The following is a 24,835-nucleotide window of genomic DNA, read 5'->3' as shown; positions in this document are numbered from 1 at the left end:
CAATTAATCATTGAACAGCACTTCACCGTACATTCCTATCTTTAAAAAGCTGTCGTTTTTAACCTTTATCTTGATGGCGTATACGAGGTTGGCGCGTTCAGATTTTGTTTGAATCGTTTTGGGGGTGAACTCGCTCTTTTGGGATATCCAGATAATTTCGCCTTGATAGGTGCGGTATGCGCCTTTTCCGGCATCGGTGCGCACGGTAACTTGCTGTCCTAATTTGATTTGGGATAGTTGGTCACCGGTGATGTAGGCTTTGAGGGTTAGTACGTCGGTATTAGCAATCTTATAGAGTGGTTTTCCAAACGTCTGCATTTCTCCTTTTAGGGCGTAGTTAGTAAGCACAGTGCCCGCAATGGGGTTGATAATTTCACCCTGATTAATTTGCTCTTGAACGGCTTCGGCATTCTTTTGCAGAGGAGCTTCTTGGCTGAGCACGTTGCGGTTCTGCGTGTTGATATTGGTCAGACTCACTTTGAGTTGGTTTTCGGTTACGGCTATCTGCTTGCGAAGCTGGTCGATGAGGGCGGAGAGGTCGTCCAATTGCTTTTGTGTGGCAGCCCCACCACGTACTAAGTTCTGCGTACGCGTAAGCTCACGTTCCTGTTGGGCGAGTTGTGCACGCTGTACTTCGAGTTGGCTACGAATGAGTGCCACCTGGTCGGCAGGGTTTTGGGTTTTCTCTTTGAGTGAGGCAATAGTGGCTTCCACCTGCTCTTTCTGTATCTTGAGGAGGGCGACGTTTATCTGACCGACCTTTTGACCTTCGGTAAGAGTTTTGCCTTCTTCTACATCGTAGTCGATAAGTTGCCCTGTCTGTTGGGCAGAAACAATGACTTCGTCAGCTTCGAAGTTGCCAGAAGCGTCGAATTTGTTCTTATTATTGCAAGCTATTAAAGCTATCAATGTGGTAATAAGTGCTATCTTTTTCATTTTCCTATAATTAATTGATGATTTTCTTGAGCTTGGAGGAGTTGTATTTGGTGCAGGATAAGTGTTTGCTGGGCAAGATGCCAAGCATTGACTTTCTGCAAGTATTCGTGAGTGGTGATAACCCCGTTGTCTAACTGGACTTCAGCAGATTTAGCGACAGAGTGGCGCAAAGTTACCGATGCTTCATCTTGTTCTATCAGCTTTTGTAGCTTTTTGAGTTGCTCGGACTGCTGAGTGAGTTCGAGTTTTGTGTTGAGTAAGAAGGCTTGGCGGTCGGCTGTGAGACTTTCTCGGTTCAGGTGTAGGATATGTTTCTTGCTCGACAGGTTGTATAGTGGACTTAAATTCCACTGCAAACGAAGCCCTGTGATGTAGTAGAAATCCGCTTGGTTGCTGAGCATATTGAGTGTGGGACGCCCGTAACCGCCTTGAAAAAACGCACTGAGCTTAGGTATATATTCGCTACTGAGCTGTTTTTCTTGCGCTTTAAGCAACGATTCCTGTAGCTGAAATCCTTTGAGTTCAGGACGAAAAATTTCGGTACTTAGGGTTTGAGACTGGGATTGAGGCGCAGGCTGTGCGAGCTGGGAAGCGTTGGTGAGCTCTTTGCCTATGAAAGTAGACAGCATTTGCAAATAGGTAGCTTGGGTGGCTTCGTACTCGGTGGTTTGCATTCTTACACGGAGGATTTCAGCTTTAAGCTCGTCTACATTACTGGGGAGGGTCGTACCGTTTTTTAGGGCTACTTCCGCCTTCTTAAGTTGTGACTCAAGCGTTTCGATATTAAGGCGGTTTTGCGATAACTGGGCATCGATGAGGAGCACCCCAAAATATAGGTTGCTTACACGTTGTTTTAGGGTGTACAATTGGGTTTCGACGGCTTGCATTTGGACAGCACTTTGAGCTTTGGCGACTGCCTTCTGACTGTGAATCGCACCACCCCCGTAGAGGAGTTGGCTTACCTCGCCCACGACCTTGTATTGCTCCTTGTCGATAGTAGGCAAAGAGACGTTAGGAGGCAGAGGGAGTGCCCCTACAATGGTTTTAGAGAGGTCGGTTACTTCCGACTGGTAAGTGGCTTGCCCTAGGATAGAGACCTGTGGGAGGTAAGCACGATTGGCATTGGCAAGGGTATAGCCTTCGGTTTTGGCTACCAAATCGAGCTTTTTGACGGTAGGGTAGTTCTCACGAGTAAGACGATAGCAGTCCTCCAAAGAAAGGATAGCCTGCGCTTGCGCGGTGAGAGTGAGGGCTATAGATGCGGTGAGTGTTAGGATAAGGTGTTTCATAGTGGCAATCCTCACCCCCGTTCCCCCTCTCTTTCGGAGAGGGGGCAAGCCATAAAACAGAGTAAAAGACTGATGAATTAAGGCTTTTAGGGGTATTATAGTGTTAATAAATTAGTTTAACCATTTGGTTAGGGTATAGATAAAAAAAATGTTATTTAGCCTCCGTTCCTCCGAAGGGGGACAATCCGCAAAGACAATTGTTTAAGAGAAATCGTATTATTATTTCCATAGTATTGCTTTAATCCATTGGGGGATAAGGGTTTTACGCTGGAGCATTAGGGCTTTGTACTGTTCTTCGGGTATGTTGACAATTGAGGTTAGGATAGGTTTTGCAATGAAAGGAAATATCACCAACCCGATGACGTTTAGGATAGCTTGCATTAGGTTAGGCTCTGTGATTTCGCCACGAGCTACGGCTTCGGCATATTGACGGGTGAGCACAGAGTGAGTAAGTGCCTCTTTAATAGGGTTTTGCTCTACAAATGCTTGCGGGTTAGGACGCACCTCATTGAGTATAAAGGTAGGTAATTCGGGTTCTTTGAGGAGTAAATCGACGTAGTTAGAGACGATGAGGTCTATTTTCTCATCGAGAGAGGTACTTTCGTCATTCAGCATAAGGTTTACTCCTTTAAAGAATTGCGCCATTGTTTCCATCATTACCATTTCAAAGAGCTTTTCTTTACTGCGGAAATAATAGTTGAGCATCGCGTGGTTGATACCCGCTTCTTCGGCAATGTCGCGAGTACGTGTACCTGCAAAACCTTTCTGATGAAAGACTTTGCGGGCAGCGGCTTTGATGCGTTCTTCGGTGCTTATATCTTTTGTCTTCTTCATCGTTACTTCTGATTTTCGAGGGCAAAGGTACAACGAGTTTTTGAATTAACCAAATGGTTAGAACAGAAATTTTAATTTTTTATTTGATTTATTACCTCTTTGGTAAATCGGCAAATTGTCTCATATATTGTCGTATCCTAAAGAATAACAAAGTTCAGATAGTCCCAAAAGAAAAAATTACCTTTTGTTAATCTAATTTGTAGGTGTTAAATTTGTTATTTGTCATTAAATTTCGTATTTTTGTCCTTTCAATTTTATTTTTATGAGTTTTCCAACCGACCTTGAAATAGCACAGCATTCGAATATGTTGTCTATCAAAGAGATAGCTAAGAAACTAAATATATCAGAGGATGATATAGACCCTTATGGAAAGTATAAGGCGAAGCTACCCTTGCACCTAATAGATCCAAAGAAGATAGCCCAACACAAGTTGGTGCTCGTTACAGCGATTACTCCTACTCCTGCTGGGGAAGGTAAAACAACTGTGAGTATAGGACTCACCGAAGGACTGAACAGAATAGGCAAGAAAGCTATTGCTGTGTTAAGGGAACCTTCTTTAGGACCTGTGTTTGGTATCAAAGGGGGAGCTGCTGGTGGAGGTTATTCTCAGGTAGTGCCTATGGAGGATATCAACTTACATTTTACAGGAGATTTTTCAGCTATTGAACGCGCTAATAATCTCTTAGCTGCGGTAATTGATAACAACTTACAGAGTAAGACACATTCCATAGGGATAGACCCTCGTACAGTGGTATGGAAGCGAGTGATGGATATGAATGATCGTGCTTTGCGGCATATTGTAGTAGGTTTGGGAGGGGTTACTCATGGTATTCCTCGTGAAGATGGATTCAATATTACCCCTGCTTCTGAAATTATGGCTATTCTGTGCTTAGCAGAGAATTTTTCTGATCTTAAGCGCCGTATAGGCAACATCTATGTAGGGAAAAAGTACGATGGTTCCCCTGTTTTTGCTCGTGACCTCAAGGTAGTAGGGGCGATGGCATTGCTGCTCAAAGAAGCTATCAAGCCAAACTTAGTACAGACTCTTGAGAATAATCCAGCTATCTTACATGGAGGACCTTTTGCTAGCATTGCTCAAGGTACTAATACGGTATTAGCAACCAAAATGGGACTTTCCTTAGGAGAATATGTAGTCACTGAAGCCGGTTTTGGGGCAGATCTTGGAGCAGAGAAGTTCCTTAATATTAAGTGTACTTCCGCAGGCCTCGCCCCCAATGCAGTGGTTATTGTAGCAACCATACGGGCATTGCGCCACCACGGTGGAGCTAAGAAGGAGGAATATAATACTCCTGATTTGGAATGTGTAAAAAGAGGTATTACTAACTTAGAAAAACATATAGAGAATATACAGCTTTTTGGGCTTAAGGCGGTGGTAGCTATTAACTACTTTCCTCATGATAGTCAGGAGGAAATTACTTATATCCAAGCTTTTTGTAAGGAAAGAGGTGTGAAGGCAGTTGTTAGCCGGGGTTTTAGTGAAGGAGGAAAAGGCACTGAGGAACTTGCTCATGCTGTAGTGGATATAGCTGAAAGTAATGAGAGTCACTTTACGCCTTTATATGATCATGCCACTCCAGTGGAGGAAAAAATAAAAACTATAGCTACTCATATATATGGAGCAAAAGGAGTGAATTATAGTACTAAAGCCCTGAGTCAACTTAAGCAAATCCGCAAATTAGGTTTTGACAAACTACCTATTTGTATGGTAAAGACCCCTAAATCACTCAGCGATGATGAGAAGAAGCTTGCACGTCCTACGGACTTTGAAATAACCGTTCGTGAATTTGAGTTTGCCTCCGGTGCAGGCTTTCTTATTCCAATCTTAGGAGATACCGTTCGTATGCCAGGTTTGCCGAGTGTTCCCGCTGCCGAAGGGATGGATATAGATGATCAAGGGGTGATTACAGGACTTAGTTAATTATGATTTCAAAAGAAATAACCCAAAGAATAGACCAATTCTTCGCTACATTGCCCTCAGATTCACTGGGGGCGTGTAGGGAGCAGTGGGTAGCATTTGTACAGATGTATGCCCAAAACTATCACATACAACAGCAAAAGATAGAGCGACTTGCCCTAAAGACAACAGAGGGTATAGAATTGATCCCTATAGCCAATATTCTCTACTTACAGAGTGATAAGGGCTATACAACTTTTTTTCTTAAAGGAAGAGAAAAAATATTGGTCAGCAAGGTGCTCAAGTCATTTGAAGAACTTTTGCCTGCCTCACAGTTCGTGCATTGCCACCAGTCCTATTTGGTCAATAGCCACTATATCAAGAAATATCTTAAAGAAGGCATCTTGGAACTGATCACAGGTGAGCGTATTCCTGTAGCCGAACGTCGTCGGGAGCAGGTGCAACAATGGTTAATGGGAAGCGAATAGCTTTTCAATTATCGTTTTTCCCAATTTAACCGCGAATATTTACCCCCCCCCAGCGAATATTGATTCTTTTTGATATTTTTGGAATTATTTTTTAATTTTGCACTATTATAATTAAATTAAAATTTTATGAATAAAGAAATTCCACAGGATTTACCTTCTTACTTCAGAGCTCATCCTGAGCAGTTTGTTCTCAAAGGAAATACCTCTAAGAAAATCATTAATGGTGTCCTATTCGCCATCTTCCTTGCCTTAATGATTTATCCCGAAATCACCCCCGCAGGAGAACTCTGGATATGGCGCATTATTGCAGGAATAGGAATGGCATATACAGGTTTTAGCATATGGCTTGGATCTGATTTTTATAACAAACAAACTCAGACAAAGATTGTACAAGCAGGCATCAAGAAGTTTGATTCCTCAGCTACGACCGAGAAGGACTTAGTTGCTTTTTTGGAAGCTGAAAACTTCAGAGAACTCGCCAATATTCCTGCTAAGGATAACCAACCGCTTCAGCTTTACATCTATGAAGACGTAGCAGGAAAAGCATTCTACTTACTCCTGATGAAGTATTTCTCTCCTTCGGATTTCAGAGGAATCACTCCTGTAAAAATCATCTCAGGAGTTGAGTATGATAAGCATAAGGCAATGATACAAGCTATGAAATAACACTACATAACTGAACCTTATATAAGGCTGTCCTGATAAGACAGCCTTTGTTGTAAGCATATGCAGCCAGTAATTGTAAAAAACCTTCCTACCCCCTCTTTTTTGCGAATATAGCGATTTTAAAGGCGAATATTCACCCCCCCGCGGATATTGATTTGTTTTAACTTATTGAGAATTATTATCTAATTTTGCCTTAACAAACTTAAAAAAGTAAAATTTATGGGATTATTAGACAAAAACATTACTCTTACTTTCTTAGAAGGTAAGGTGCCTTTGCAAGATATCTTTGAGGTAATCAAAGAGAAATTAGGCAGTAAGTACAAGGTGGAGTTTCTCAAGAAAGGCAATGTAGCTTCACAGGTATTGGGGACTTCGGCATCGGAGGATCGTATCTTCGTGGCGAAAAATGCCTACCACCGTACTTTTATCACTGTAAAGTATGCTCCTATGACCGACGATATGTCTCGCGAGGATACTTACTTGGGCTTTGACCGAACCACTATGAAGTGGTGGCTCAAGGGGCTTTATAACGAAGGTGGGATGATCGGGCGATGGATTATCCAAACCATTTACGGTAGTAATAAGGATTTTGACGGAGACATCTTGGAGGCGATCAATAGCAAATACCCTATACAACAGAAAGATCAAAATGTAGGTATCTCTGCCCTTTGGAAGAAAGACAAATAAAAATCTGCTATTGATATGAAGAAACTCACCCTCTTAGTAGTGGCTGTGTTGGCTTTTAGCCTTAGTAGTTGTGAATATCTCAGACTTTGGAAAAAAGCCATTTTTCCACCGGCTAAGTATGACCTTACCAAAGGGATCATAGGAACGGATATGGAGAGCTATCCACGATATATAGATGATATCCTAAAGGAACTCACCGAGACAGGGAAAATCAAATCCGCCGAAGATGCTGAATTCTATGCCATAGGTGCCAACGTGCTCCGTTTGGATCTGGATGAAGTAGCCAAGGAATCCAAGGTTTTGGTCAAGGTACTCACCAACGTAGAGACAAGTGCTTTTCGGGTCTTCTATATACGTTGTGACAGCGATCGCAGTATCTTTGGAGAGGAAGGCAGCTCTGCCTTTGTGCTCAAGCGAGACGATGAGACTGCGGCTACCTATGACGACTATAAGGACATACTGTTTCGCCTTTCCGATGTCAAGCCTCTTTTACAAAAGGTTCCCTCCATCCTGAAGAAAGCACTACAAGAATCCGAGGAAAGTGCCTTTGTAACGAGCTGGGAGATCAGCCGTAACCACCAGACGAAAGCCTTTGAGATAGAAGTGCGTACCCAACCCATGGTACTGGCTGCCCAGACAACTACTTTCCGCTTCGATGCTGAAGGTACACTTATAGATACTAAAAAACCAATCAAATTATAAAATGAAAAAAATCACCCTTTTATTAGGTATGGCACTTACCTTTGTGCTTACCTCTTGTAGCTTTATCTTTGGTAACAAGATGACAGAAAAAGCAGGAATAGAAGAAGCTAAAGCTATTCTGGCGAAAGAACAACCTTTTGTGGGAAAAGAATTCTACAAAATAAGCCTACACACAGGAAAACCCTTAGAAGATGCCTTCAAAGGACTTACTGCCGTTTTCAAAGATCCTGAAAATGAGGGTAAGTATATCTCTCAGGCTTATTGGAAAATAGGCAAACTACAGAACCCTCAAGAAGATTCTGTTAGTGATAACTTAACTCCTTTTCAAAGTAGAAGAGATCGATACCGATATGGTGGTAAAAGATGCGGCCGAGCTTTATAAATTCCTTGAAAACAATGAAGAGTTAAAGGATTTCAATCGCTTCAACGTACGCGATATGACCATTGTCAAATGGAATGGCAAAATGCAAGTAGTCTATAATTTAACTATGCGTAAGAAGAGTGGTTCTACTACTTACTCAGGAAGAAAGAGAACCATTTCCTATTATGAAATTTCTGCCACAAGAGATGATGAAGGTAAATTTTATATTATAGGAGAAGATTAATCAGTAGAAGTATGAGCTATATAGATATTCAATATGTAATATAATTTTTTCTTAGAAATCGGTCAGAAATTAAAGAAATTTGACTATAAAAATTATAAAAATAGAAATGTTAACTTTTATAGAGGCTATTCTTTTTGGATAGCCTCTTTGCTATAGAGCATTTTTTCAATATTCTGTTCTAAATTTTCAGTAAGCTCCCTTAAGTAAGAGAGTTGCTCTGTGAAGAAAAGCATCTCTTGAGGACGAATATTCTCTTGAGAGTTTTTTTCAGCAAAATTTCCTTCGGTATTGGAGAATAATTCTAGGGTTTTCTCTTTGAGTTCTTCAAATACTTTTGGGTTGAAGGGGATAACCTCCTGTTTGAGTTTCCCATCTAATAATTCAACACAGTGTTGGAGCTTATGTTGAATTTCTTGGATAGCTCTTACAAAGAGACTATTTATAAGTGCAGAAGAGTTCTCTGTTAGTTGAGTACTGAGAGTAGCTACACAGGATAGAAAATCCTGTTGGAGTACTTGAATCTCATTACGTATGGCATAGTTCTTTTGCTGGGATTTAGGCTCTTGTAACATGCGCTGTAGACCTGCGTTAAGGTTAGCCAAAGCTAAGAAAGCTTTTTTACGTGCTACCTTATATTCGGTGGTAACTTCAGGGTTCTCTGTACGCTTGATAAGTTCGTTAGTATAACCTAAATTAGCTTTTAGGCTTTTTACTATAAGTAAATTATAGTTCTTATGTTCCCAAGAAGGGAAAAGCAGATAATTAGCGCTTACCGATAGGGCAAAGGCGATGAGAGTATCTACTACTCGATACTGTACCACACTCATAGCATCGGGGACAAAGAGGGCATATACTAATACAATATACAAAGTGAGGAAGATAGCACTCATACTGAAATTCTCCTGTAGAAGACCATATCCCATAGGCATACATAAGAGAATAATAGTAGCATAGATGTATTTATAAGTATCAAAATTAAGATGAAATATATATTGACTTATATAAACAATAACTAAGGCAATACCAGCTCCAATAAGTGTTCCCAGAGCCCTGTCCTTGGAACGAGAAAGAGTAAGTCCATATCCAGGACGCATAATCACATACACTGTAAAAAGTATCCAGTGAGGATTTTGTACTTCAAAAGCATGACCTATTAGATAACCAATGACAGTTACAATAGAAAGTCGTAGGGCATGACGAAAAAAGGAAGAATGAAGAGAAAAGTGATCTGCTAATCGCTTGATGGAATAGTTATCACTACTGACAAACCTACGATAACTTTTTTCATCACGGAAGCTCACCTCTTGGGTATAGTAATTATTGAAGATTTGTTGTACATTATAGATGTTCTGGGTCTGTTTCTCCAGATAATAGTACATCTTCTCTAAAAGTGTTTGTTCCTCTGAGAAACTTCCCTCTTGACTGACACTAATGTAGGATTCTTTAAATTCTAATTGTTTTTTAAGCAAACTCTTTAGACTAATTGAAAAGGATTCTTTTTTTCTTTCTCCGATGTAATCAGCCATTTTAAGAAGAATATTAGAAAGTTCCTCTAAGAAATTGGTATATCTCTCAAGAAAAACACTATTTTTGGAGGCATATTTATCTACTTTCTCATAAGGAATAGGATTTGCTATAGCAAGTTCAAAAATATCAACAATTTCAATGAAAATAAGAAATTGTCGTTGAAGGTAATTTGTCTTTCCTGACTTGGAACGAGAGTCTAAAAGAACAGCACGCAGTTTTTCATACTGATCGTTTAAGGCTGTTTGTAAGAAGAGAAGAACTTGCTTATTGGCATCTCTGTTTTTCACATCACTGATAAGAACAGCTCGTGTATGTAAGTACTTTGCCATAAGGGACATACATTTGGCAAGGAGTTGTTCACTGTATTGGCGAGGACGTATCCACATTAGTACTCTTACTAAGAAAATATACCAGATTCCTGCTATGAGAATATATAGGGCATTATATAGGATACTTATCCCTGTTAGAGGGCGAGCAAGGGCTAACGTAATCGTAAATATTCCTGCAATAGAGACCATTGCTGCACGTGCACCATATAAGGAAATATAAGCATCACAGAAGATAAGTATGGACATGGTTAGTAGCAGTTGCCAAAGAGAACCATACGCATGGACATAATTTATAGTGATAGAACTAATTACCACAAAAAGAGTAGCAATGGCAATCCCTCCTAAGTGATGTTTTCTATTTCCTGGAATATCACTTGGAGCTATTACGATAATAGTAGTAGCTGCAGTGAGACCGGCGGAAAGATTATTAAAAAGCCAGCCTGCGAATAAGCAAGAAAGAATAGCAAAGGATTTCAAGATGCCTATAACAAAAGCATAACTCTTGAAGAATTCTAAGAAATTAGTTCGTTTCATACAGGTTAATAGGATTCTCTCAAACTTCTTATCTATTAAAAGAGTCTTTCCCTTACAAAAAATATGCCATTAAGGAATTAATTCCTATGAAAGTTAAAGCTGTTTTAAACAAATAAGATGAAAATCATCTGTTTAATGTTTTGATAACTAGTAATAAAAATTCTTATTTAAAATAATTAAAAATAAATATTGTATATTAAAAAAATAATTTATACCTTTGCAGTGTTGTTGTTTGGATGTAAAAGTCCATCTGTAAAGGGATGTTTTTAGTATTTCATTTCCGTTACACTTTTCTAATGAGTATGTTCTTTTTAGTGTTTTTATATCAGTTGTTTACCCTCATTAGAAAACAGTTAGTTTTAAGTAAAAAATCCTCACAAACTTGTGAGGATTTTTTTATTTTATTACATAGGAACCCTCATCAGATACTTGCTGCAATCTTAGGAAGAGCATATTCAATAAGTTTTTCTACAGCTTTTTTGGTATCAGCGGTAAAGGTACCTGTAGGACGATTGGCGATAATGGCATTGAGGGAAACGGCTTGATGTCCTAAAAGTTTAGACAAGCCATAAATGGCAGCAGTCTCCATTTCCATATTGGTCACTTTATAACCATTATAGCAGAAGCTATGTAGCTTTTCATTAAGGTGCTCATCTTCAGGAGTAAGTCGCAGTTTTCTCCCTTGTGGGGCATAGAAACCAGGAGCTGTACCTGTAATTCCCTTAAAGATCTCAGGACTGTATAGCTTTTGAGAGAGTAACTCTCCACAGGCTACTATATAAGGATGCCCTTTATCCATATTCCAATGGCTATGTGTGATAAAATTCTTTTCCATATCTGCTTCTCGTACTGTAGGACTATCTTTATAAGAATGTAAAAGACAATCCATTCCCAGTCCATAAGCGGAGAGAACAATGCTATCCACAGGAATTTCAGCCTGTAGAGAGCCAGATGTTCCTAAGCGAATGAATTTCAATGGCGTAATCTGTTCTTTGGGAGCTCTTTTCTCCAAATCAATATTGAATAAAGCATCTATTTCGTTTAGGACAATATCAATATTATCAGTACCAATACCTGTGGAGACTACTGAGAGACGTTTCCCTTGAAAAGTACCTGTATGGGTGACGAACTCTCGCTTATGTGCGGTGAATTCTACAGAATCAAAGTGAGCAGAGACCACAGGAACTCGTTCTGGATCCCCTACTAAGATAATAGTGCTTGCAATATTCTCTTTTCCAATGTTAAGGTGATAGATACGACCTTCTCCAGAGAGAATAAGTTCAGAATTTTGTATCTTCATAATATTATTAATTAAAATTTCTTGTTGAGAATTCTTTATAAGGAACGCTTCCCTCCTACAAAAGGAACGATAAAGGCATCGGTAAAGCCTTTTTTCTTAGCAATTTGTAATAAATTCTCTATTTTTCTTTTATCTATCTCTCTCCCATAATAGTAACGGAAAGAAGTTCCTATTTTTTCTTTAAAAATAGGGCTAAGACCTTTAAAATTGGCGGGTATTGCGTCCAAATTCTTATTACTGGTAGCTATTTGTACTCGGTAGAAAGTATCTCCTTTGTCAGTGGATGAAGAATCCTTGGTCAAAAGGCTGTTGTTCTTAAGCCAATGATAATAGTTGTTGATAGCCTTTACAATACCTTGAGCTACTTGCTGTTGCCCTTCAGAGGAATTGAGGAAGTCGCGTTCTGCTTGGTTACTAAGGAAGCCTGTTTCAATAAGTACAGAAGGCATATAGGTCTGGTGTAGAACGATAAAACCAGCTTGTTTTACCCCTCGATCGCGGCTTAGAGGGTTTTCGGCTAAGGCATTTTGAATACGCTTACCCATCTGGATGCTCTGCTCTAAGAACTCTTCTTGCATGATAGAAAGTCCTATGAAGGACTCAGGCGAATTGATGTCATAACCGGCATATTTCTCTTTATAGTCCTTCTCTAAGTAGATTACTTGGTTCTCCTCTTTAGCTACTTCAAAATTGAGGTCATTAGCATGTAATCCCAATACATAGGACTCTGAACCATGAGCTTCTTTGTTAGGAGAGGAATTACAATGTACGGAAATAAATAAGTCAGCCTTTGCTTTGTTGGCAATAGCACCTCGTTCATAAAGTTCAATAAACCGATCATCCTTGCGTGTATAGGTGACTTTATATAAAGGATTCTTTTCAAGTTCTTTACCTACCAAAAGGACAATCTTTAATACTATATCTTTTTCATATATTTTTCTATGAACTTTGCCAGGGTCTTTCCCCCCATGACCAGCATCTAAGACAATTTTGAATCGTTCTGTTTGTGCTGATGCTGAGAGGAAGAAAAATAAAAAAATATAATAAAAATATCTCATCAATTATAAAATTTCTTTAAAAACAATCAGAATCTTTGCTTACCTCTTTTGTGATACGAAAAATATCCGTAAGTTTGACCTCTGAAAATAAAGTTTTTACCTATTGCTTAAATCTTTGATTCTCAAAATGCAAAGGTAAAAAAAAATGTTGAACTTTCATAGGTACTTGCTTATATTTTGCAAATTAATAAAAAATATACTATACTTATAGGCATTATTGTATGCTTTGTGGGACTTTCTGCTCAAAGGAAATTAGTAGTTGATAAGCCACAAGAGCATTCTTTTTCCTGCTTGTTAGAAAGTTCAATATCAGATACCATTATCAAGGACAAACCTGCACAGTTACGAATTTCTTCTAAAGAAGAATCCATCAAAAAGGATACTTTATCTCACCCCTCTTTAAAAGACAGTTTAGCGCCTCCCGTAGGTAAGGAGGATAGTTTGCGTAAATCTCCTTCTATGCTGACTGATATAGTTCGTTATCATGCCAAGGATTGTGTGATTATCAATCGCCCCAAGAAAGAGATTACTCTTTATGACCAAACACAAATTACCTATACGGATACAGACCTTAAAGCAGGAATCAGTGTGATTAATTACGAAAAACGAGAAGCCTATGCGGGGAGGATAAAGGATAGTTTAGGAGAACTCACACAAGCTCCTGTATTCAAGCAAGGAGAACAACTCATAGAGCCTGATTCCATCAGGTTCAATTATGTAACAAAAAGAGCTGTTATACGGAATGCTTATACAACTCAGGATGAAAATAAGATACGCGCACAAGTAATTAAAAAAGAAAATGACTCCACTTATTTTCTCAAGGAAGGGATGGTGACTACGGCAGAAGATCTCTCCGACCCTGATTATTATATTCGCTTACGTAAAGCTAAGTTTGTTCCTAAAAAGAAAATAGTAGCAGGGTTTAGTAATATGTATATCTCCGACGTACCTACTCCTATTGCACTCCCTTTTGCTTATTATCCCATGACGGACTCACGTACTTCAGGACTCCTTTTCCCTACCTTTGGAGAGGTAAATGATAGGGGGTATTATCTGCAGAATGGAGGTTATTATTTTGTGATTTCAGATTATCTAGATTTGTCTCTTACAGGGGATTATTATACCAATGGCAGTTATGGAATCCGTGCAGCTTCTACCTATCGTAAGCGTTATAAGTACAGTGGAAGTTTTAACCTACGTTATGAAAACCTTATTCATAGCCAACGTGGCTTCCCTGATTATAGTCGTAATTCTATTTATAACATACAGTGGTCTCATTCACAGGATAGCAAGTCCAGTCCTCTTTCTTCTTTCTCAGCTTCGGTGAACTTAGGGAGCTCCACTTATTATCGCAATTCATATAATCAACAGAATTCAGCAAACTTCTTGAACAATACCCTTTCTTCTTCTATTTCCTATTCAAGAACATTTCCTTCGTATCCCTCTGTGAACTTGTCTCTTACAGCATCTCACTCACAAAATACTAATACACAAAGTATTCAGATGACCTTACCTGCTATGCGGGTGAGTATGGAACGTATTTATCCTTTCGTGAAACAAGGAATGCCTAAGAAAGGGTTGATACAGAATATCAATTTTAACTATAGCCTACAGGGAGATAATCGTTATAATACTACCGATAAAGAATTTTTCTCTTCCCAAATGTTCGCTAAGGCGCAAACAGGGTTCCGTCACAGTATCCCTATCAGTACAAACTTTAAAGTACTGAAGTTTATAAGCTTTTCCTTGAACACCTCTTTGAATGAAACTTGGCAGTTTAAGACTGTAAAATATCATAATTATAACGATATTACAGGAAAGGTAGCTAAGGATACTATAAATGGATTTGCTCGGTACCATACATATAATTTTGGGGTAGGGATGGGGACGACCATTTATGGGACTTTTGACTTTGGAAAAGATAAGAAAATACAAGCTATCCGCCACGTGATGCGACCCTCGGTTAGTTATGGGTATACACCTTCCTTTGATAATTATTATACTTACTATGTGGCTGATGCTTTCGGAACGAAACGTGATTATAGCCGCTTTGAAGGGGGATTATATGGAGCTCCTGGAAGGAATGAATCTAGTTCTATGAGTTTCTCCTTGAGTAATACCTTTGAAGCAAAGGTACGTACTGCAGCAAAGGACTCTCTTGAAACAGAAAGTAAAAAAGTAATGCTTCTTAATAGCCTAAACTTCTCTTCAAGCTATGATTTAGTGCGTAAGCAATTCTCTCCTTTGAATATGACAGGAGGTACTCAACTTTTTGACAATAAGTTAGGAGTGAATTTTGGTGCTACTTTTAACCCCTATGCCATTGATGCAAATGGAGTTCAGATGGACAAGTTTAATATTAATAATGGAGGGAGTTTATTTCGCTTGACCAATGCAAATATGACTCTAAATTATGCTTTTTCCAGTAGGAACTTTAAAAAAGGGAAAAATACAGACAATACTCAATCAGGAGGACGTGCAGATGACCTTTTTGGTTCGGCAATGAATACAGACCTGAGTAAGCCTATGAAGGAAGATGATCCTGAAGATAAAGAGAAAGAAGAAAAACAACGACATTATTATGCTTCTATGCCATGGGACATCACTCTTGCCTATTCACTTTCTTATTCCAATACCAACCGAAATCCTATGATCTCTACCAATTCTCTTATGGTGTCAGGAAATGTGGATTTAACTCCCAAATGGCGTGTTGGCGCCTCTTCAGGGTATGATTTTAAGGATAAGGGAGTAACCTATACGCAGATACGTTTTGAGCGAGACCTCAATAGCTTTCGTATGTCCTTTAGCTTTACGCCCTTTGGAGATAGAAATTCATGGTATTTCTTTATTGGAATAAAAGCATCAATGCTCTCCGATCTTAAGTGGGAGAAAAACAAATCACCTGATAGAGTGCTTCAGTAATAACTCTTGATATAAAGTGATTAATTAAGGACGACTAAAATTTAAATTAAATACTATTTTAACATGAAAAAAGTAATTCTTTCTTCAAATGCGCCTGCACCTATTGGCCCTTATAGCCAAGCCATCTTAGCAGGTGACACACTTTATGTGTCTGGACAAATTCCTATTGATCCTAAAACAGGAGAAGTAGTACAAGGAGGCATTGAGCCACAAACCAACCAAGTAATGGAAAATATTAAAGCCATCTTACAGCAAGCAGGCTATAGTTTTGACCATGTGGTAAAGACTACCATTCTCTTGGATGACCTTAACAATTTTGGTAAGGTAAATGAACTCTACGGAGCTTATTTCCAAGCAGAAGGAGCTCCAGCTCGTGAAACTTATCAAGTAGCTAAGCTCCCTAAAGGAGTTGCTGTGGAAATTTCCTGCGTTGCAGTGAAATAGTTAAAAAAATAAGAGGCTATCCTGAAGAAGGACAAGCCTCTTATTGATAATGCTAAGAATGGTTGTAACCCAAGTGATGAAAAGAGTTCCCTGAAAGCTTCCTTTATTTAAAAAGGGCAAAAATTAAGAAAAATAGGATACTCAAAAAGAATAGAGTGAGTTATTATCTATTTTCTTAAAGTTGTATTGGTAAATAAATTCTTCATGGTGTAAAAAATATATTTTTATATTAGGTAAAATAACTACGAATATTCTCCTATAAAAACAATAATTTTATATTAATAATTGTTGTGAATTTACGGTTCATCACACTTAGAATAGAACTTATAAACTATAATTGATTTTCATATATTAGAAATAAGAATATGGCAGATTCCGTTCTACAACAAATAGAGACTCTTCGCACAGAGCTTAATGAACATAATTATAATTATTATGTGTTAGATAGTCCTACTATTTCTGATTATGAGTTTGACCAAAAACTCAAACATTTACAGGAGTTGGAACATCAATATCCACAATATAAGGATCCCAATTCTCCTACAGTAAGGGTGGGAGGAGAGATTACTAAGAATTTTCCTACAATAGTCCATGAATTTCGTATGTATTCCTTGGATAATTCCTATTCTAAAGAGGAACTTAAGGAATGGGAAAAGCGTGTGCTAAAACTCTTAGGAAAGGACAAAATATCCTTTGTTTGTGAACTTAAGTATGATGGAGCTTCTATAGATCTTACTTATGATGCTGGCAAACTTGTACAAGCTGTTACTCGAGGTGATGGAATACAGGGGGATGAGATCACGGCTAATGTACGTACTATTCGTAGTGTACCTCTTACTCTTAAGGGAGATTATCCTGAATATTTTCACATACGAGGAGAAATTATTATCCTCAAGGAAGGATTTAAAAGAATGAATGAACAACGTATTGCAGAAGGAGAAGATCCTTATATGAATCCACGAAATACTGCCAGTGGAAGTCTCAAATTACAAGATACTACTGAAGTGGCTAAGCGCCCTTTAGATTGCCTGCTTTACTATGTAGTAGGGAATAACTTACCTATACAGACACAGTTTGAGGGATTACGAAAAGCTAGAGAATGGGGTTTTAAAGTTCCTACTCAATCCAAACTATGCCATTCCACCCAGGAAGTAATGGATTTTATCAACTATTGGGATACCCATCGGCATGACTTACCTTATGAAACAGATGGGGTAGTGATTAAGGTCAATGACTTTCAGGCTCAGCAGGAGTTAGGATATACCTCTAAATCTCCTCGTTGGGCGATTGCCTATAAGTTTAAGGCAGAAGAAGTAACCACGACTCTGGAGAGTATTTCCTACCAGGTAGGACGAACAGGAGCCATTACTCCTGTAGCAAATCTTACTCCAGTGCTCTTAGCAGGAACTATTGTAAAAAGGGCTTCGTTACATAATGCTGATCAAATTGCCAAGCTTGACCTACACCTTGGTGACCAAGTATTTGTGGAAAAAGGAGGAGAGATTATCCCTAAAATAACTGGAGTAAAAACAGATGAGCGCAAAGCAAATGCTACAACTGTAACTTTTATTACCCATTGTCCCGAATGTGGTACAGCATTGGTACGTAATGAAGGTGAAGCACAACATTACTGCCCCAATGCTTATGGTTGTCCTCCTCAGATCACCGGGCGCATACAACACTATATTTCCCGTAAGGCGATGGATATAGAGGGCTTAGGTTCTGAGACGGTAGAACTTATGTTCCGTGCGGGGCTCATACATAATTATGCTGACCTATATGAGTTAAAAGTTGAACAAATACAGAACTTAGAACGCATGGGTGAGCGAAGTGCAAAGAATATTATTGAAGGAATTGAGAAATCTAAAGAAATACCTTTTGACCGAGTACTTTTTGCCTTAGGAATTCGTATGGTAGGGGAGACAGTTGCCAAGAAGTTTGCTCGTATTTATAAGACCTTGGAGGCTTTTCGTTCAGCTACTTATGAACAACTTACTCAGATAGATGAAATAGGCGATCGCATAGCTCAAAGTGTTATAGAATTCTTTGCAGATGATAGGAATAAAGTTATCTTGGAGCGATTGCAATCTTATGGAGTACAGTTTGCTCTTAAGGAGACAGCCAATTTTCCTCTTTCCGATATTCTCAAAGGAAAAACTTTAGTTGTTTCAGGAGTCTTTGCCCGTTATTCTCGTGATGAACTTAAAGCTCTTATAGAGAATCACGGAGGCAAGGTAGGTTCGTCCATTTCTTCCAAAACAAGTTATGTAGTGGCAGGGGAGAATATGGGACCTAGCAAGCTGGAAAAAGCCACACAATTGGGAATACCTATTCTCTCCGAAAAAGAGTTTGAACAGATGATAGGAGAGAAGAAGTAAGAAAAGTTTCTGGTTCTCTTAAGTATAGCAATTAAAAATATATTCTCTAGAGAAAAAGAGGCTATCCGAAAAGGGGTAGCCTCTTTTTGTAGAGTAGTATGATTAATCTTTTTTCTGGCTATTCACTATTTAATAGATGCTTCATAGATACTTTCAATAGAACTTGCTAAGGTTTTATTGAATTCACTATCGGATTGTTGGGCAGATAACCCCTCAGAGAGTGCACGAGAGAAGCTAGCAATCACTCCATGATTCTTAGCAAGGATTTCATTAGCTTTTTCACGAGAATAACCTCCTGAAAGGGCTACTACACGGACAACTCTTGGATGTTTAGTGAGAGGTTCGTAGAAATTTTCTACAGTAGGTAGGGTAAGCTTAAGCATTACATTGGAGGAAGCAGGAAGTTTATCCAAGTGTTTAAGGATTTCTTCTCTTAAGATTGTCTCTGCCTCTGCCTTATCAGGAATATTAATATCTACCTCAGGTTCAATGATAGGAATAAGTTCTGCAGCAATAATTTGGTCAGCTATTTCAAACTGTTGTGCCACAATTCTTGCAATTCCTGGCTTAGAGGCTTTCTTTATTACTGAGCGCATCTTGGTGCCGAATACATGGTGCTCATTAGCTCTTTTGAGTAAGTCAGTGAGATTAGTGATAGGTTTCATGAGTTGTACTCCATCAGCATCCAAATCCACTAAACCTTTATCTACTTTTAGGAAAGGTAGAATATGTTTTTCTTCCCATAAGTATTCAGCAGTATATTTGCCATCAATCTTATTATCCATAGTTTGTTCAAAGAGGATAGCTCCAAGGATTTTGCTATCATTGAAGGCTGGACTTTTGATAATGCGAGTACGCATCTTGTGGATAAGGTCAAACATCTCGGCATCGTTCTTGTAAGCGCTTTCATCTACTCCATAGAGTCTTAGAGCTTTAGGAGTACTTCCCCCACTTTGATCAAGGGCAGCAATAAAGCCTTTGCCGTTTCTCATTTTTTCTATTTTTTCTTTCATAATAAGTAAATATTTAATTAGCCAATTGGATGATCTGCCAATGTGCTATGAGTTATAAGATGAGACAAAGGTACGAATTAATCTGTAATAAATCAATATCAATAGAAATTATTATTCTCTATCTTAAAAGAAATATTTAACCAATATATTTATTCTTTGTTACTCAAATTTTTTCACTACAAGGGCAGAATTAGTTCCTCCAAATCCAAAGGAATTGGAAAGGAAAGCATTAATTGTTTGATTTTCAGTCTGAGTAATGATACGGAGCTTTTTGGAATCCTCATCGAGAGTTTCAATATTGATATTAGGAGCTATAAAGTTATTTTGCATCATTAGTACGGAATAAATAATCTCGCTAGCTCCTGCCATCCAACATTCATGCCCTGTCATGGATTTGGTAGAGCTTACAGGAATTTTACTTCCAAATATCTGATAGATAGCTTTTGCCTCATTGGCATCACCAATGGGAGTAGAGGTAGCATGGGCATTAATGTAATCAATTTGGGAAGCTTTATAGGAAGCATTGAGCAGGGCTCGCTCCATAGCTTGAGAAGGTCCCATGACGTTTGGAGTAGAGATATGTTCTCCATTGGAAGAAAAGCCATAACCTACTATTTCTGCAAGTATATTGGCTCCACGTTTCAAGGCACTTTCATAAGTCTCTAAAACCAAAGTAGCAGCTCCTCCACTGGGCACTAATCCATCACGTCCTGCATCAAAAGGACGGGAGGCTTTGGTAGGTTCTGATTCTCGAGTGGAGAAAACACCCAAACCATCAAAACTCCCCATACTATACTTATTCGTTTCCTGCGCTCCTCCGCAGAGTATCATTTCTTGCATTCCAGTTTGTAGAAGTAGGAAACCTAAGCCTATAGCATGAGAACCGCTGGCACAGGCAGCACTGATACTCATATTTATCCCTGTAAGGCTAAAGAGAGTGGAAAGGTTCATAGTAACTGTAGAGTTCATCGTACGAAATACAGCTCCTGAGCCTACAAGGGTAGTATCTTTCTTCTCCCGTATTCTATCATTAGTTAATATGATGGACTCAGCTACACTGTCATTACCATAAAGGATACCCACCTCATGAGTTTTAAGGAAGTCAAGTTCTATTTGAGCTGTTCTTAGAGCTTCAAGAGTAGCCATGTAGGCAAACTCACTTTCTTCTCCCATAGAGATGCGTTCTCTGCGCCCTAATAATCCCTTTAGTTGAGGGAGAGGAACATTCCCTGTAAGAGCAGAGCGATACCCAAATTCCTTACGCTCAGGGGCATATATGATCCCAGATTTTCCTCGGTATAGGGAATCTCTTACCTCCTCTAAGGAAGTGCCAATGCAGGAGTAAATTCCCATTCCTGTAATGACTACTCGTTTCTTCATTCTCTTATTTTGGTGACAGTTATGATATTATGAATAGAGATTATTTCTATAAAAGTAAAATATAGTCGTTTTAATCATTGATAAAATCCTCTATTTGAGATTTTACTTTTGTCCAAAGTTTGTCTAGTGCATATTCACTTGCCCAAGCTACATGTGGGGTAAGAAGCACTCTAGGATGCTGTGCAAGCTTTAATAAAGGGTCTTCTTTACTGGGAGGCTCTTGTTCAAATACATCAGAGGCAAAACCTAAGATTTTCCCTGCTTGTAAGGCATTATATATTGCTTGTGGGTCTACCACAGCACCTCGTGCTACATTGATGATCAAGGGTTTTTTATTCATTTTAATGATGGTATGAGAACTTATTAAGTGTTGGGTCTCTTTGGTAAGAGGACAATTTAAGGAAATAATATCACTTTGAGCAAGCACATCATCAAATGCAGTATAGTCATCATTACGAGGTATTCTACCTTGATGCTCTGCCCAGAGTACATGCATGCCGAAGGCTTTAGCTCGCTGAGTAATGGCTTTGCCTATATTACCTACTCCAATGACCCCTAAGGTGCGAGTATGTAGGTCTAAGATGGAGGGTTCGGTAAGGCAAAAGCGCCCATCGGACTGCCAAGCCCCTGTTTCCACTGCTGTATGGTAGGGCTTGAGTCCTCGCATACAGGAAAGTAAGAGCATGAAAAAATGTTCTGCTACACTTTCAGTAGAATAACCAACTACGTTCTTCACTTCTATACCTAACTCCTTAGCAGCTATTATGTCAATATTATCTGTGCCAGTAGCCGTAAGTTGAATAAGCTTAAGAAAAGGTAACTTTTCTAAGTGTTTTCGCTTTATTTTTACTTTGTTAGTTATAGCTATATCTGCTCCTTCTAGATGAGAGAGAATCTCCTCATCCGAGGTGCTTTCATGAATAACCCATTGAGTAACTCCTTTAGGAACAGTAAGGTGCAGTTGTTCTGAGAGCGTATTTCTATCTAAGAGGACAGCTTTCATCTTTGATCTTTATTTAAGTTGAATATGATATTGTATGATAAAGGCGCCTTTGCGAGAACTTACCTCCTTCTGTTGGTTATAAATGGGACGGTTCTGGTAACAGAAGCTGAGTTTGTTACTATGTCCTTTGAAGAAGAGGTTGGCTCCTAACTCATAGGCTATCATGGCATCTTTAAGTCCATTGAATTTGGAATATTGAATGCTTAGGTTAGGCTGTATACGAGTTGTGAATTGTTCACATTTTCCAAAGAGATATCCTCCTAAGAAAAAGAAAGTATTTCCAGTACCTATCATGGGGTAGGCTGTACCTCCACCATTAAAGTATTCTTGAGAGGAAACTCCTGCTACATTATTGTTCCCTACATTTCTTACATAATCTCTACCAAAATCAGTATGATAGTAGCCCAAATTGAGGGTAAGGGCGTTATTTTTCTCAGAAAGAGGTGTATCGAGAAATATTTCAGTAGAGAAATTCTTATAATCATAATACTTAGGATGCCCTCCCTGTAGTTCGGACATCATTTCTTTTTGATATACCCCTCCTACTGAAAGGTTCAATACCTTTTTTGCTCCAATGTATGTACCTGTTGTATAGGGAGTTTTGTTACTTTCACGTTCCCAAAAGTCATATTTCAAATGAGCAGAATATTGCTTGTAAGGAGCCCTTTTGGCATAACCTACCACACCTTCTTTTTCGGCTATAGTTGTTGTTAAAGGGTTCTTAATAGTAAGAACGTAGCTAAGGTTTTGAATTTGTCCTTTAGCAAAACCTCCCCAATTTCGGGCATTATCATCATTCATATTAACGGTGAATAAGGCAAAGCTAGGAGAGTCTAAGCCCATCATACTACCACTACCTCGCATACTATTTCGGCTACTACCCCAACCGAATTTTCCTGCTCCTATGCTAAACTCAGGGATAAACTGGTACTCTGCATAAAGGTCAAGAATACCAATTCGATCAGTTTTATTACTGTTGAAATTATAGTTATTCCCTCCAAAGAGACCATAAAAGAATAGTTTAGGAGTGATTTGTCCTTGTAATCCTATTCGTAATCGCCTAAGAGATATATCTGTAACACGACTTACAGAGGTTCCATTGATTGTAGTATTCGGATTGGCATTGTAATATCTTGCCCAAAAAGTAGTTGCTACGCTTGCCTTAATATAGGTTTCCCCATCTTCACTAAGGTTGCGACGTAGAACTTCCTGACCCCATATCAGAGAGGGGAAAAAAGTTAATAAGAAAAAGATTTTTTTCATATCAGTTATAATTTGATGTGTTTAGTGCTGACAAAGATACAATTATTTTTGAAAATAAGAAGATTTTTATAAAAGATTATAAAAACACAATAGGGATGAGAAACAGATTCATCCCTATTATATTAGCTATTTTCTTAAGTATAAGAAAATTATTTTGTCCACTTGATATTATCTATTACAAATTGTTTACTCCCTTGAGCAGGTTTGATAGTAAGGGTGTAGCTACCACTTTTGTTGAGAGTCTTTGAATAGGTTTCCTTTGTTGAGATGTTTTTAAATGTTTTTTCATCTAATTTTTTAGAGTTTCCTTCCTCTCCTTCATAAATGACAAAATGTCTATTGCCTTTTCCAAAAGCTTCTCTGTACTCAAAAGAGAAATCCTTTACTCCTTTTGGGAAAGTGATTTCTATATAAGTATTATTACTAGGTTTTTTATTGAATAAAATGAGTCCTTTGCCTTGAATTCCATATTTGTCTACATCTGTACGAGCTACATATTTTAGAGTAACTCCATCCGCTCCATTGAGGGTACCTGTCTCAGTATAACTTGCAGTTCCCGTAGGAAGATCTTCAAAATCAAAAATGTTTCCTTGAGTAGGAGGGGTAGGAGTAGGAGTATTTCCAAATATTACATTTTCCTTTTTAGTAACTTTGATTTCCTTTATACCATTGTAGGTTACAAAAGTACCTGTTACGGTAAGTTCCTGCCCTTCAGTGGTGAATTTTTTCTTTTCTTCGGCAGAGAAAGCCTCTTTTACTGATTTATATGCAAAGATCTGTATTAGCGTGCCGTCCTGGAATTTGAAATAAGAATTCCCATTCTTAACTGTAATATTTCCATGTATTTTAGCCTCTCTATTTTCCTCAAATTGGTTTATGGTGGCAGTACTAGCTTCTATTTCTAAGGTAGGTTTAGGAGCAGGAGGATTTCCAAAAGCAAGGTCATTTTCACTTTCATATACTAAGCGTTTGATGGTTCCCTTTGTTCTGAACGTACCAGTGGCGGTAAGTTCATAATCTTCTGTGGCGAGTTTGTCCTTTATCCCCTGAGAGATATTGTTAAAATTATCTGTGTAAATTTGGATTTCAGTACCATCCTTGAACTTGAAGTAAGTACTACTTCCTTTGACAGTGATTAGTCCATGGATTTTAGCCTTTCTGCCTTCTTCAAAATGGCTTGCGGTAGCAGTATTGGCTTCTAATACTAAAGTAGGTTTAGGAGCAGGAGGATTTCCAAAAGCAAGGTCATTTTTACTTTCATATACTAAGCGTTTGACGGTTCCCTTTGTTCTGAACGTACCAGTGGCAGTAAGCTCATAACCTTCTTGTTTGAGTTTGTCCTTTGTCCCCTGAGAGATATTGTTAAAATTATCTGTGTAAATTTGGATTTCAGTACCATCCTTGAACTTGAAGTAAGTACTACTTCCTTTGACAGTGATTAGTCCATGGATTTTAGCCTTTCTGCCTTCTTCAAAATGGCTTGCGGTAGCAGTATTGGCTTCTAATACTAAAGTAGGTTTAGGAGCAGGAGGATTTCCAAAAGCAAGGTTATTTTCACTTTT

21 protein-coding genes are annotated in these 24,835 nt (G+C 38.6%); 10 read left to right on the top strand and 11 right to left on the bottom strand.

Annotated features, from left to right (window positions below; all coding sequences use genetic code 11):
* Positions 1-3: 3 nt before the first annotated feature.
* From HMPREF9071_RS00460 to HMPREF9071_RS00450, 3 genes are all read right to left on the bottom strand, one after another.
* Complete coding sequence (locus tag HMPREF9071_RS00460) at positions 4-936, bottom strand: HlyD family secretion protein (protein WP_009744557.1); 933 nt, start codon at positions 934-936, stop codon at positions 4-6.
* A complete protein-coding gene (locus HMPREF9071_RS00455) occupies positions 933-2,225 on the bottom strand; it encodes a TolC family protein (RefSeq protein WP_009744556.1) in 1,293 nt (430 codons plus the stop codon). Before HMPREF9071_RS00455 ends, HMPREF9071_RS00460 begins: the two co-directional genes overlap by 4 nt.
* Before the next feature lie 219 nt (positions 2,226-2,444).
* Positions 2,445-3,059 (bottom strand): TetR/AcrR family transcriptional regulator, encoded by a 615-nt coding sequence (locus HMPREF9071_RS00450; protein ID WP_009744555.1) that lies wholly within the window; start codon positions 3,057-3,059, stop codon positions 2,445-2,447.
* A gap of 262 nt (positions 3,060-3,321) precedes the next feature.
* Between HMPREF9071_RS00450 and HMPREF9071_RS00445 the strand changes: the two genes are divergently transcribed.
* From HMPREF9071_RS00445 to HMPREF9071_RS00415, 7 genes are all read left to right on the top strand, one after another.
* On the top strand, positions 3,322-4,998 hold the full coding sequence (locus tag HMPREF9071_RS00445; RefSeq protein ID WP_009744553.1) for a formate--tetrahydrofolate ligase: 1,677 nt from the start codon (positions 3,322-3,324) through the stop codon (positions 4,996-4,998).
* A 2-nt stretch (positions 4,999-5,000) separates the two neighbouring features.
* Complete coding sequence (locus HMPREF9071_RS00440) at positions 5,001-5,462, top strand: LytTR family DNA-binding domain-containing protein (RefSeq protein ID WP_009744552.1); 462 nt, start codon at positions 5,001-5,003, stop codon at positions 5,460-5,462.
* A gap of 126 nt (positions 5,463-5,588) precedes the next feature.
* On the top strand, positions 5,589-6,128 hold the full coding sequence (locus HMPREF9071_RS00435; RefSeq protein WP_009744551.1) for a hypothetical protein: 540 nt from the start codon (positions 5,589-5,591) through the stop codon (positions 6,126-6,128).
* Between the two features lie 219 nt (positions 6,129-6,347).
* Positions 6,348-6,815 carry a hypothetical protein gene (locus tag HMPREF9071_RS00430; RefSeq protein ID WP_009744550.1) on the top strand — a complete coding sequence of 156 codons (468 nt, stop codon included), beginning with the start codon at positions 6,348-6,350 and terminating at the stop codon, positions 6,813-6,815.
* Between the two features lie 15 nt (positions 6,816-6,830).
* The gene (locus tag HMPREF9071_RS00425; protein ID WP_009744549.1) at positions 6,831-7,517 is read left to right on the top strand and encodes a hypothetical protein; all 687 of its coding nucleotides are present in this window, start codon (positions 6,831-6,833) and stop codon (positions 7,515-7,517) included.
* 1 nt (position 7,518) lies between these two features.
* Positions 7,519-7,899 carry a hypothetical protein gene (locus HMPREF9071_RS00420; protein WP_009744548.1) on the top strand — a complete coding sequence of 127 codons (381 nt, stop codon included), beginning with the start codon at positions 7,519-7,521 and terminating at the stop codon, positions 7,897-7,899.
* Entirely contained in the window at positions 7,868-8,122 is a 255-nt protein-coding gene (locus tag HMPREF9071_RS00415) for a hypothetical protein (RefSeq protein WP_009744547.1), read from the top strand. Before HMPREF9071_RS00420 ends, HMPREF9071_RS00415 begins: the two co-directional genes overlap by 32 nt.
* 125 nt (positions 8,123-8,247) lie before the next feature.
* Here HMPREF9071_RS00415 and HMPREF9071_RS00410 read toward each other — a convergent pair whose 3' ends face one another.
* The 3 genes from HMPREF9071_RS00410 to HMPREF9071_RS00400 all read right to left on the bottom strand — a co-directional run bounded on the left by HMPREF9071_RS00410 (position 8,248) and on the right by HMPREF9071_RS00400 (position 12,870).
* The gene (locus HMPREF9071_RS00410; RefSeq protein WP_009744546.1) at positions 8,248-10,512 is read right to left on the bottom strand and encodes an FUSC family membrane protein; all 2,265 of its coding nucleotides are present in this window, start codon (positions 10,510-10,512) and stop codon (positions 8,248-8,250) included.
* Between the two features lie 421 nt (positions 10,513-10,933).
* Positions 10,934-11,812 carry a nucleoside phosphorylase gene (locus HMPREF9071_RS00405; RefSeq protein ID WP_009744545.1) on the bottom strand — a complete coding sequence of 293 codons (879 nt, stop codon included), beginning with the start codon at positions 11,810-11,812 and terminating at the stop codon, positions 10,934-10,936.
* Between the two features lie 35 nt (positions 11,813-11,847).
* The gene (locus HMPREF9071_RS00400) at positions 11,848-12,870 is read right to left on the bottom strand and encodes an N-acetylmuramoyl-L-alanine amidase (RefSeq protein WP_009744544.1); all 1,023 of its coding nucleotides are present in this window, start codon (positions 12,868-12,870) and stop codon (positions 11,848-11,850) included.
* 177 nt (positions 12,871-13,047) lie between these two features.
* On the opposite strand from HMPREF9071_RS00400, the gene HMPREF9071_RS00395 reads away from it, so the two are divergent.
* From HMPREF9071_RS00395 to ligA, 3 genes are all read left to right on the top strand, one after another.
* On the top strand, positions 13,048-15,792 hold the full coding sequence (locus HMPREF9071_RS00395; protein WP_009744543.1) for a putative LPS assembly protein LptD: 2,745 nt from the start codon (positions 13,048-13,050) through the stop codon (positions 15,790-15,792).
* A 63-nt stretch (positions 15,793-15,855) separates the two neighbouring features.
* Complete coding sequence (locus HMPREF9071_RS00390) at positions 15,856-16,236, top strand: RidA family protein (RefSeq protein WP_009744542.1); 381 nt, start codon at positions 15,856-15,858, stop codon at positions 16,234-16,236.
* A 365-nt stretch (positions 16,237-16,601) separates the two neighbouring features.
* Positions 16,602-18,614: an NAD-dependent DNA ligase LigA gene (gene ligA / locus HMPREF9071_RS00385; RefSeq protein WP_009744541.1), complete on the top strand. Its 2,013-nt coding sequence runs from the start codon at positions 16,602-16,604 to the stop codon at positions 18,612-18,614.
* Positions 18,615-18,739: 125 nt separating this feature from the next.
* Here ligA and HMPREF9071_RS00380 read toward each other — a convergent pair whose 3' ends face one another.
* The 5 genes from HMPREF9071_RS00380 to HMPREF9071_RS00360 all read right to left on the bottom strand — a co-directional run.
* The gene (locus tag HMPREF9071_RS00380) at positions 18,740-19,627 is read right to left on the bottom strand and encodes a fructose bisphosphate aldolase (RefSeq protein WP_009744540.1); all 888 of its coding nucleotides are present in this window, start codon (positions 19,625-19,627) and stop codon (positions 18,740-18,742) included.
* A gap of 159 nt (positions 19,628-19,786) precedes the next feature.
* Positions 19,787-21,007 (bottom strand): beta-ketoacyl synthase, encoded by a 1,221-nt coding sequence (locus tag HMPREF9071_RS00375; protein WP_009744539.1) that lies wholly within the window; start codon positions 21,005-21,007, stop codon positions 19,787-19,789.
* A 70-nt stretch (positions 21,008-21,077) separates the two neighbouring features.
* Positions 21,078-22,010: a D-2-hydroxyacid dehydrogenase gene (locus HMPREF9071_RS00370; RefSeq protein WP_009744538.1), complete on the bottom strand. Its 933-nt coding sequence runs from the start codon at positions 22,008-22,010 to the stop codon at positions 21,078-21,080.
* Between the two features lie 9 nt (positions 22,011-22,019).
* Complete coding sequence (locus HMPREF9071_RS00365) at positions 22,020-23,273, bottom strand: porin (RefSeq protein WP_009744537.1); 1,254 nt, start codon at positions 23,271-23,273, stop codon at positions 22,020-22,022.
* A gap of 149 nt (positions 23,274-23,422) precedes the next feature.
* Positions 23,423-24,835 (bottom strand): Holliday junction branch migration protein RuvA (locus HMPREF9071_RS00360; RefSeq protein WP_009744536.1); only part of this gene is annotated, 1,413 nt, incomplete at its 5' end.

Source organism: Capnocytophaga sp. oral taxon 338 str. F0234, from assembly GCF_000192225.1.
Lineage (GTDB): Bacteria > Bacteroidota > Bacteroidia > Flavobacteriales > Flavobacteriaceae > Capnocytophaga.
Note: the sequence above shows the minus strand (reverse complement) of the source record. Positions and strands in the feature narration are given on the sequence as shown.

What these genes read in the sequence shown, in the direction of transcription:
- HMPREF9071_RS00460 (WP_009744557.1), bottom strand. Translation starts at nt 936, where the DNA reads ATGAAAAAGATAGCACTTATTACCACATTGATAGCTTTAATAGCTTGC.
- HMPREF9071_RS00455 (WP_009744556.1), bottom strand. Translation starts at nt 2,225, where the DNA reads ATGAAACACCTTATCCTAACACTCACCGCATCTATAGCCCTCACTCTC.
- HMPREF9071_RS00450 (WP_009744555.1), bottom strand. Translation starts at nt 3,059, where the DNA reads ATGAAGAAGACAAAAGATATAAGCACCGAAGAACGCATCAAAGCCGCT.
- HMPREF9071_RS00445 (WP_009744553.1), top strand. Translation starts at nt 3,322, where the DNA reads ATGAGTTTTCCAACCGACCTTGAAATAGCACAGCATTCGAATATGTTG.
- HMPREF9071_RS00440 (WP_009744552.1), top strand. Translation starts at nt 5,001, where the DNA reads ATGATTTCAAAAGAAATAACCCAAAGAATAGACCAATTCTTCGCTACA.
- HMPREF9071_RS00435 (WP_009744551.1), top strand. Translation starts at nt 5,589, where the DNA reads ATGAATAAAGAAATTCCACAGGATTTACCTTCTTACTTCAGAGCTCAT.
- HMPREF9071_RS00430 (WP_009744550.1), top strand. Translation starts at nt 6,348, where the DNA reads ATGGGATTATTAGACAAAAACATTACTCTTACTTTCTTAGAAGGTAAG.
- HMPREF9071_RS00425 (WP_009744549.1), top strand. Translation starts at nt 6,831, where the DNA reads ATGAAGAAACTCACCCTCTTAGTAGTGGCTGTGTTGGCTTTTAGCCTT.
- HMPREF9071_RS00420 (WP_009744548.1), top strand. Translation starts at nt 7,519, where the DNA reads ATGAAAAAAATCACCCTTTTATTAGGTATGGCACTTACCTTTGTGCTT.
- HMPREF9071_RS00415 (WP_009744547.1), top strand. Translation starts at nt 7,868, where the DNA reads ATGGTGGTAAAAGATGCGGCCGAGCTTTATAAATTCCTTGAAAACAAT.
- HMPREF9071_RS00410 (WP_009744546.1), bottom strand. Translation starts at nt 10,512, where the DNA reads ATGAAACGAACTAATTTCTTAGAATTCTTCAAGAGTTATGCTTTTGTT.
- HMPREF9071_RS00405 (WP_009744545.1), bottom strand. Translation starts at nt 11,812, where the DNA reads ATGAAGATACAAAATTCTGAACTTATTCTCTCTGGAGAAGGTCGTATC.
- HMPREF9071_RS00400 (WP_009744544.1), bottom strand. Translation starts at nt 12,870, where the DNA reads ATGAGATATTTTTATTATATTTTTTTATTTTTCTTCCTCTCAGCATCA.
- HMPREF9071_RS00390 (WP_009744542.1), top strand. Translation starts at nt 15,856, where the DNA reads ATGAAAAAAGTAATTCTTTCTTCAAATGCGCCTGCACCTATTGGCCCT.
- ligA (WP_009744541.1), top strand. Translation starts at nt 16,602, where the DNA reads ATGGCAGATTCCGTTCTACAACAAATAGAGACTCTTCGCACAGAGCTT.
- HMPREF9071_RS00380 (WP_009744540.1), bottom strand. Translation starts at nt 19,627, where the DNA reads ATGAAAGAAAAAATAGAAAAAATGAGAAACGGCAAAGGCTTTATTGCT.
- HMPREF9071_RS00375 (WP_009744539.1), bottom strand. Translation starts at nt 21,007, where the DNA reads ATGAAGAAACGAGTAGTCATTACAGGAATGGGAATTTACTCCTGCATT.
- HMPREF9071_RS00370 (WP_009744538.1), bottom strand. Translation starts at nt 22,010, where the DNA reads ATGAAAGCTGTCCTCTTAGATAGAAATACGCTCTCAGAACAACTGCAC.
- HMPREF9071_RS00365 (WP_009744537.1), bottom strand. Translation starts at nt 23,273, where the DNA reads ATGAAAAAAATCTTTTTCTTATTAACTTTTTTCCCCTCTCTGATATGG.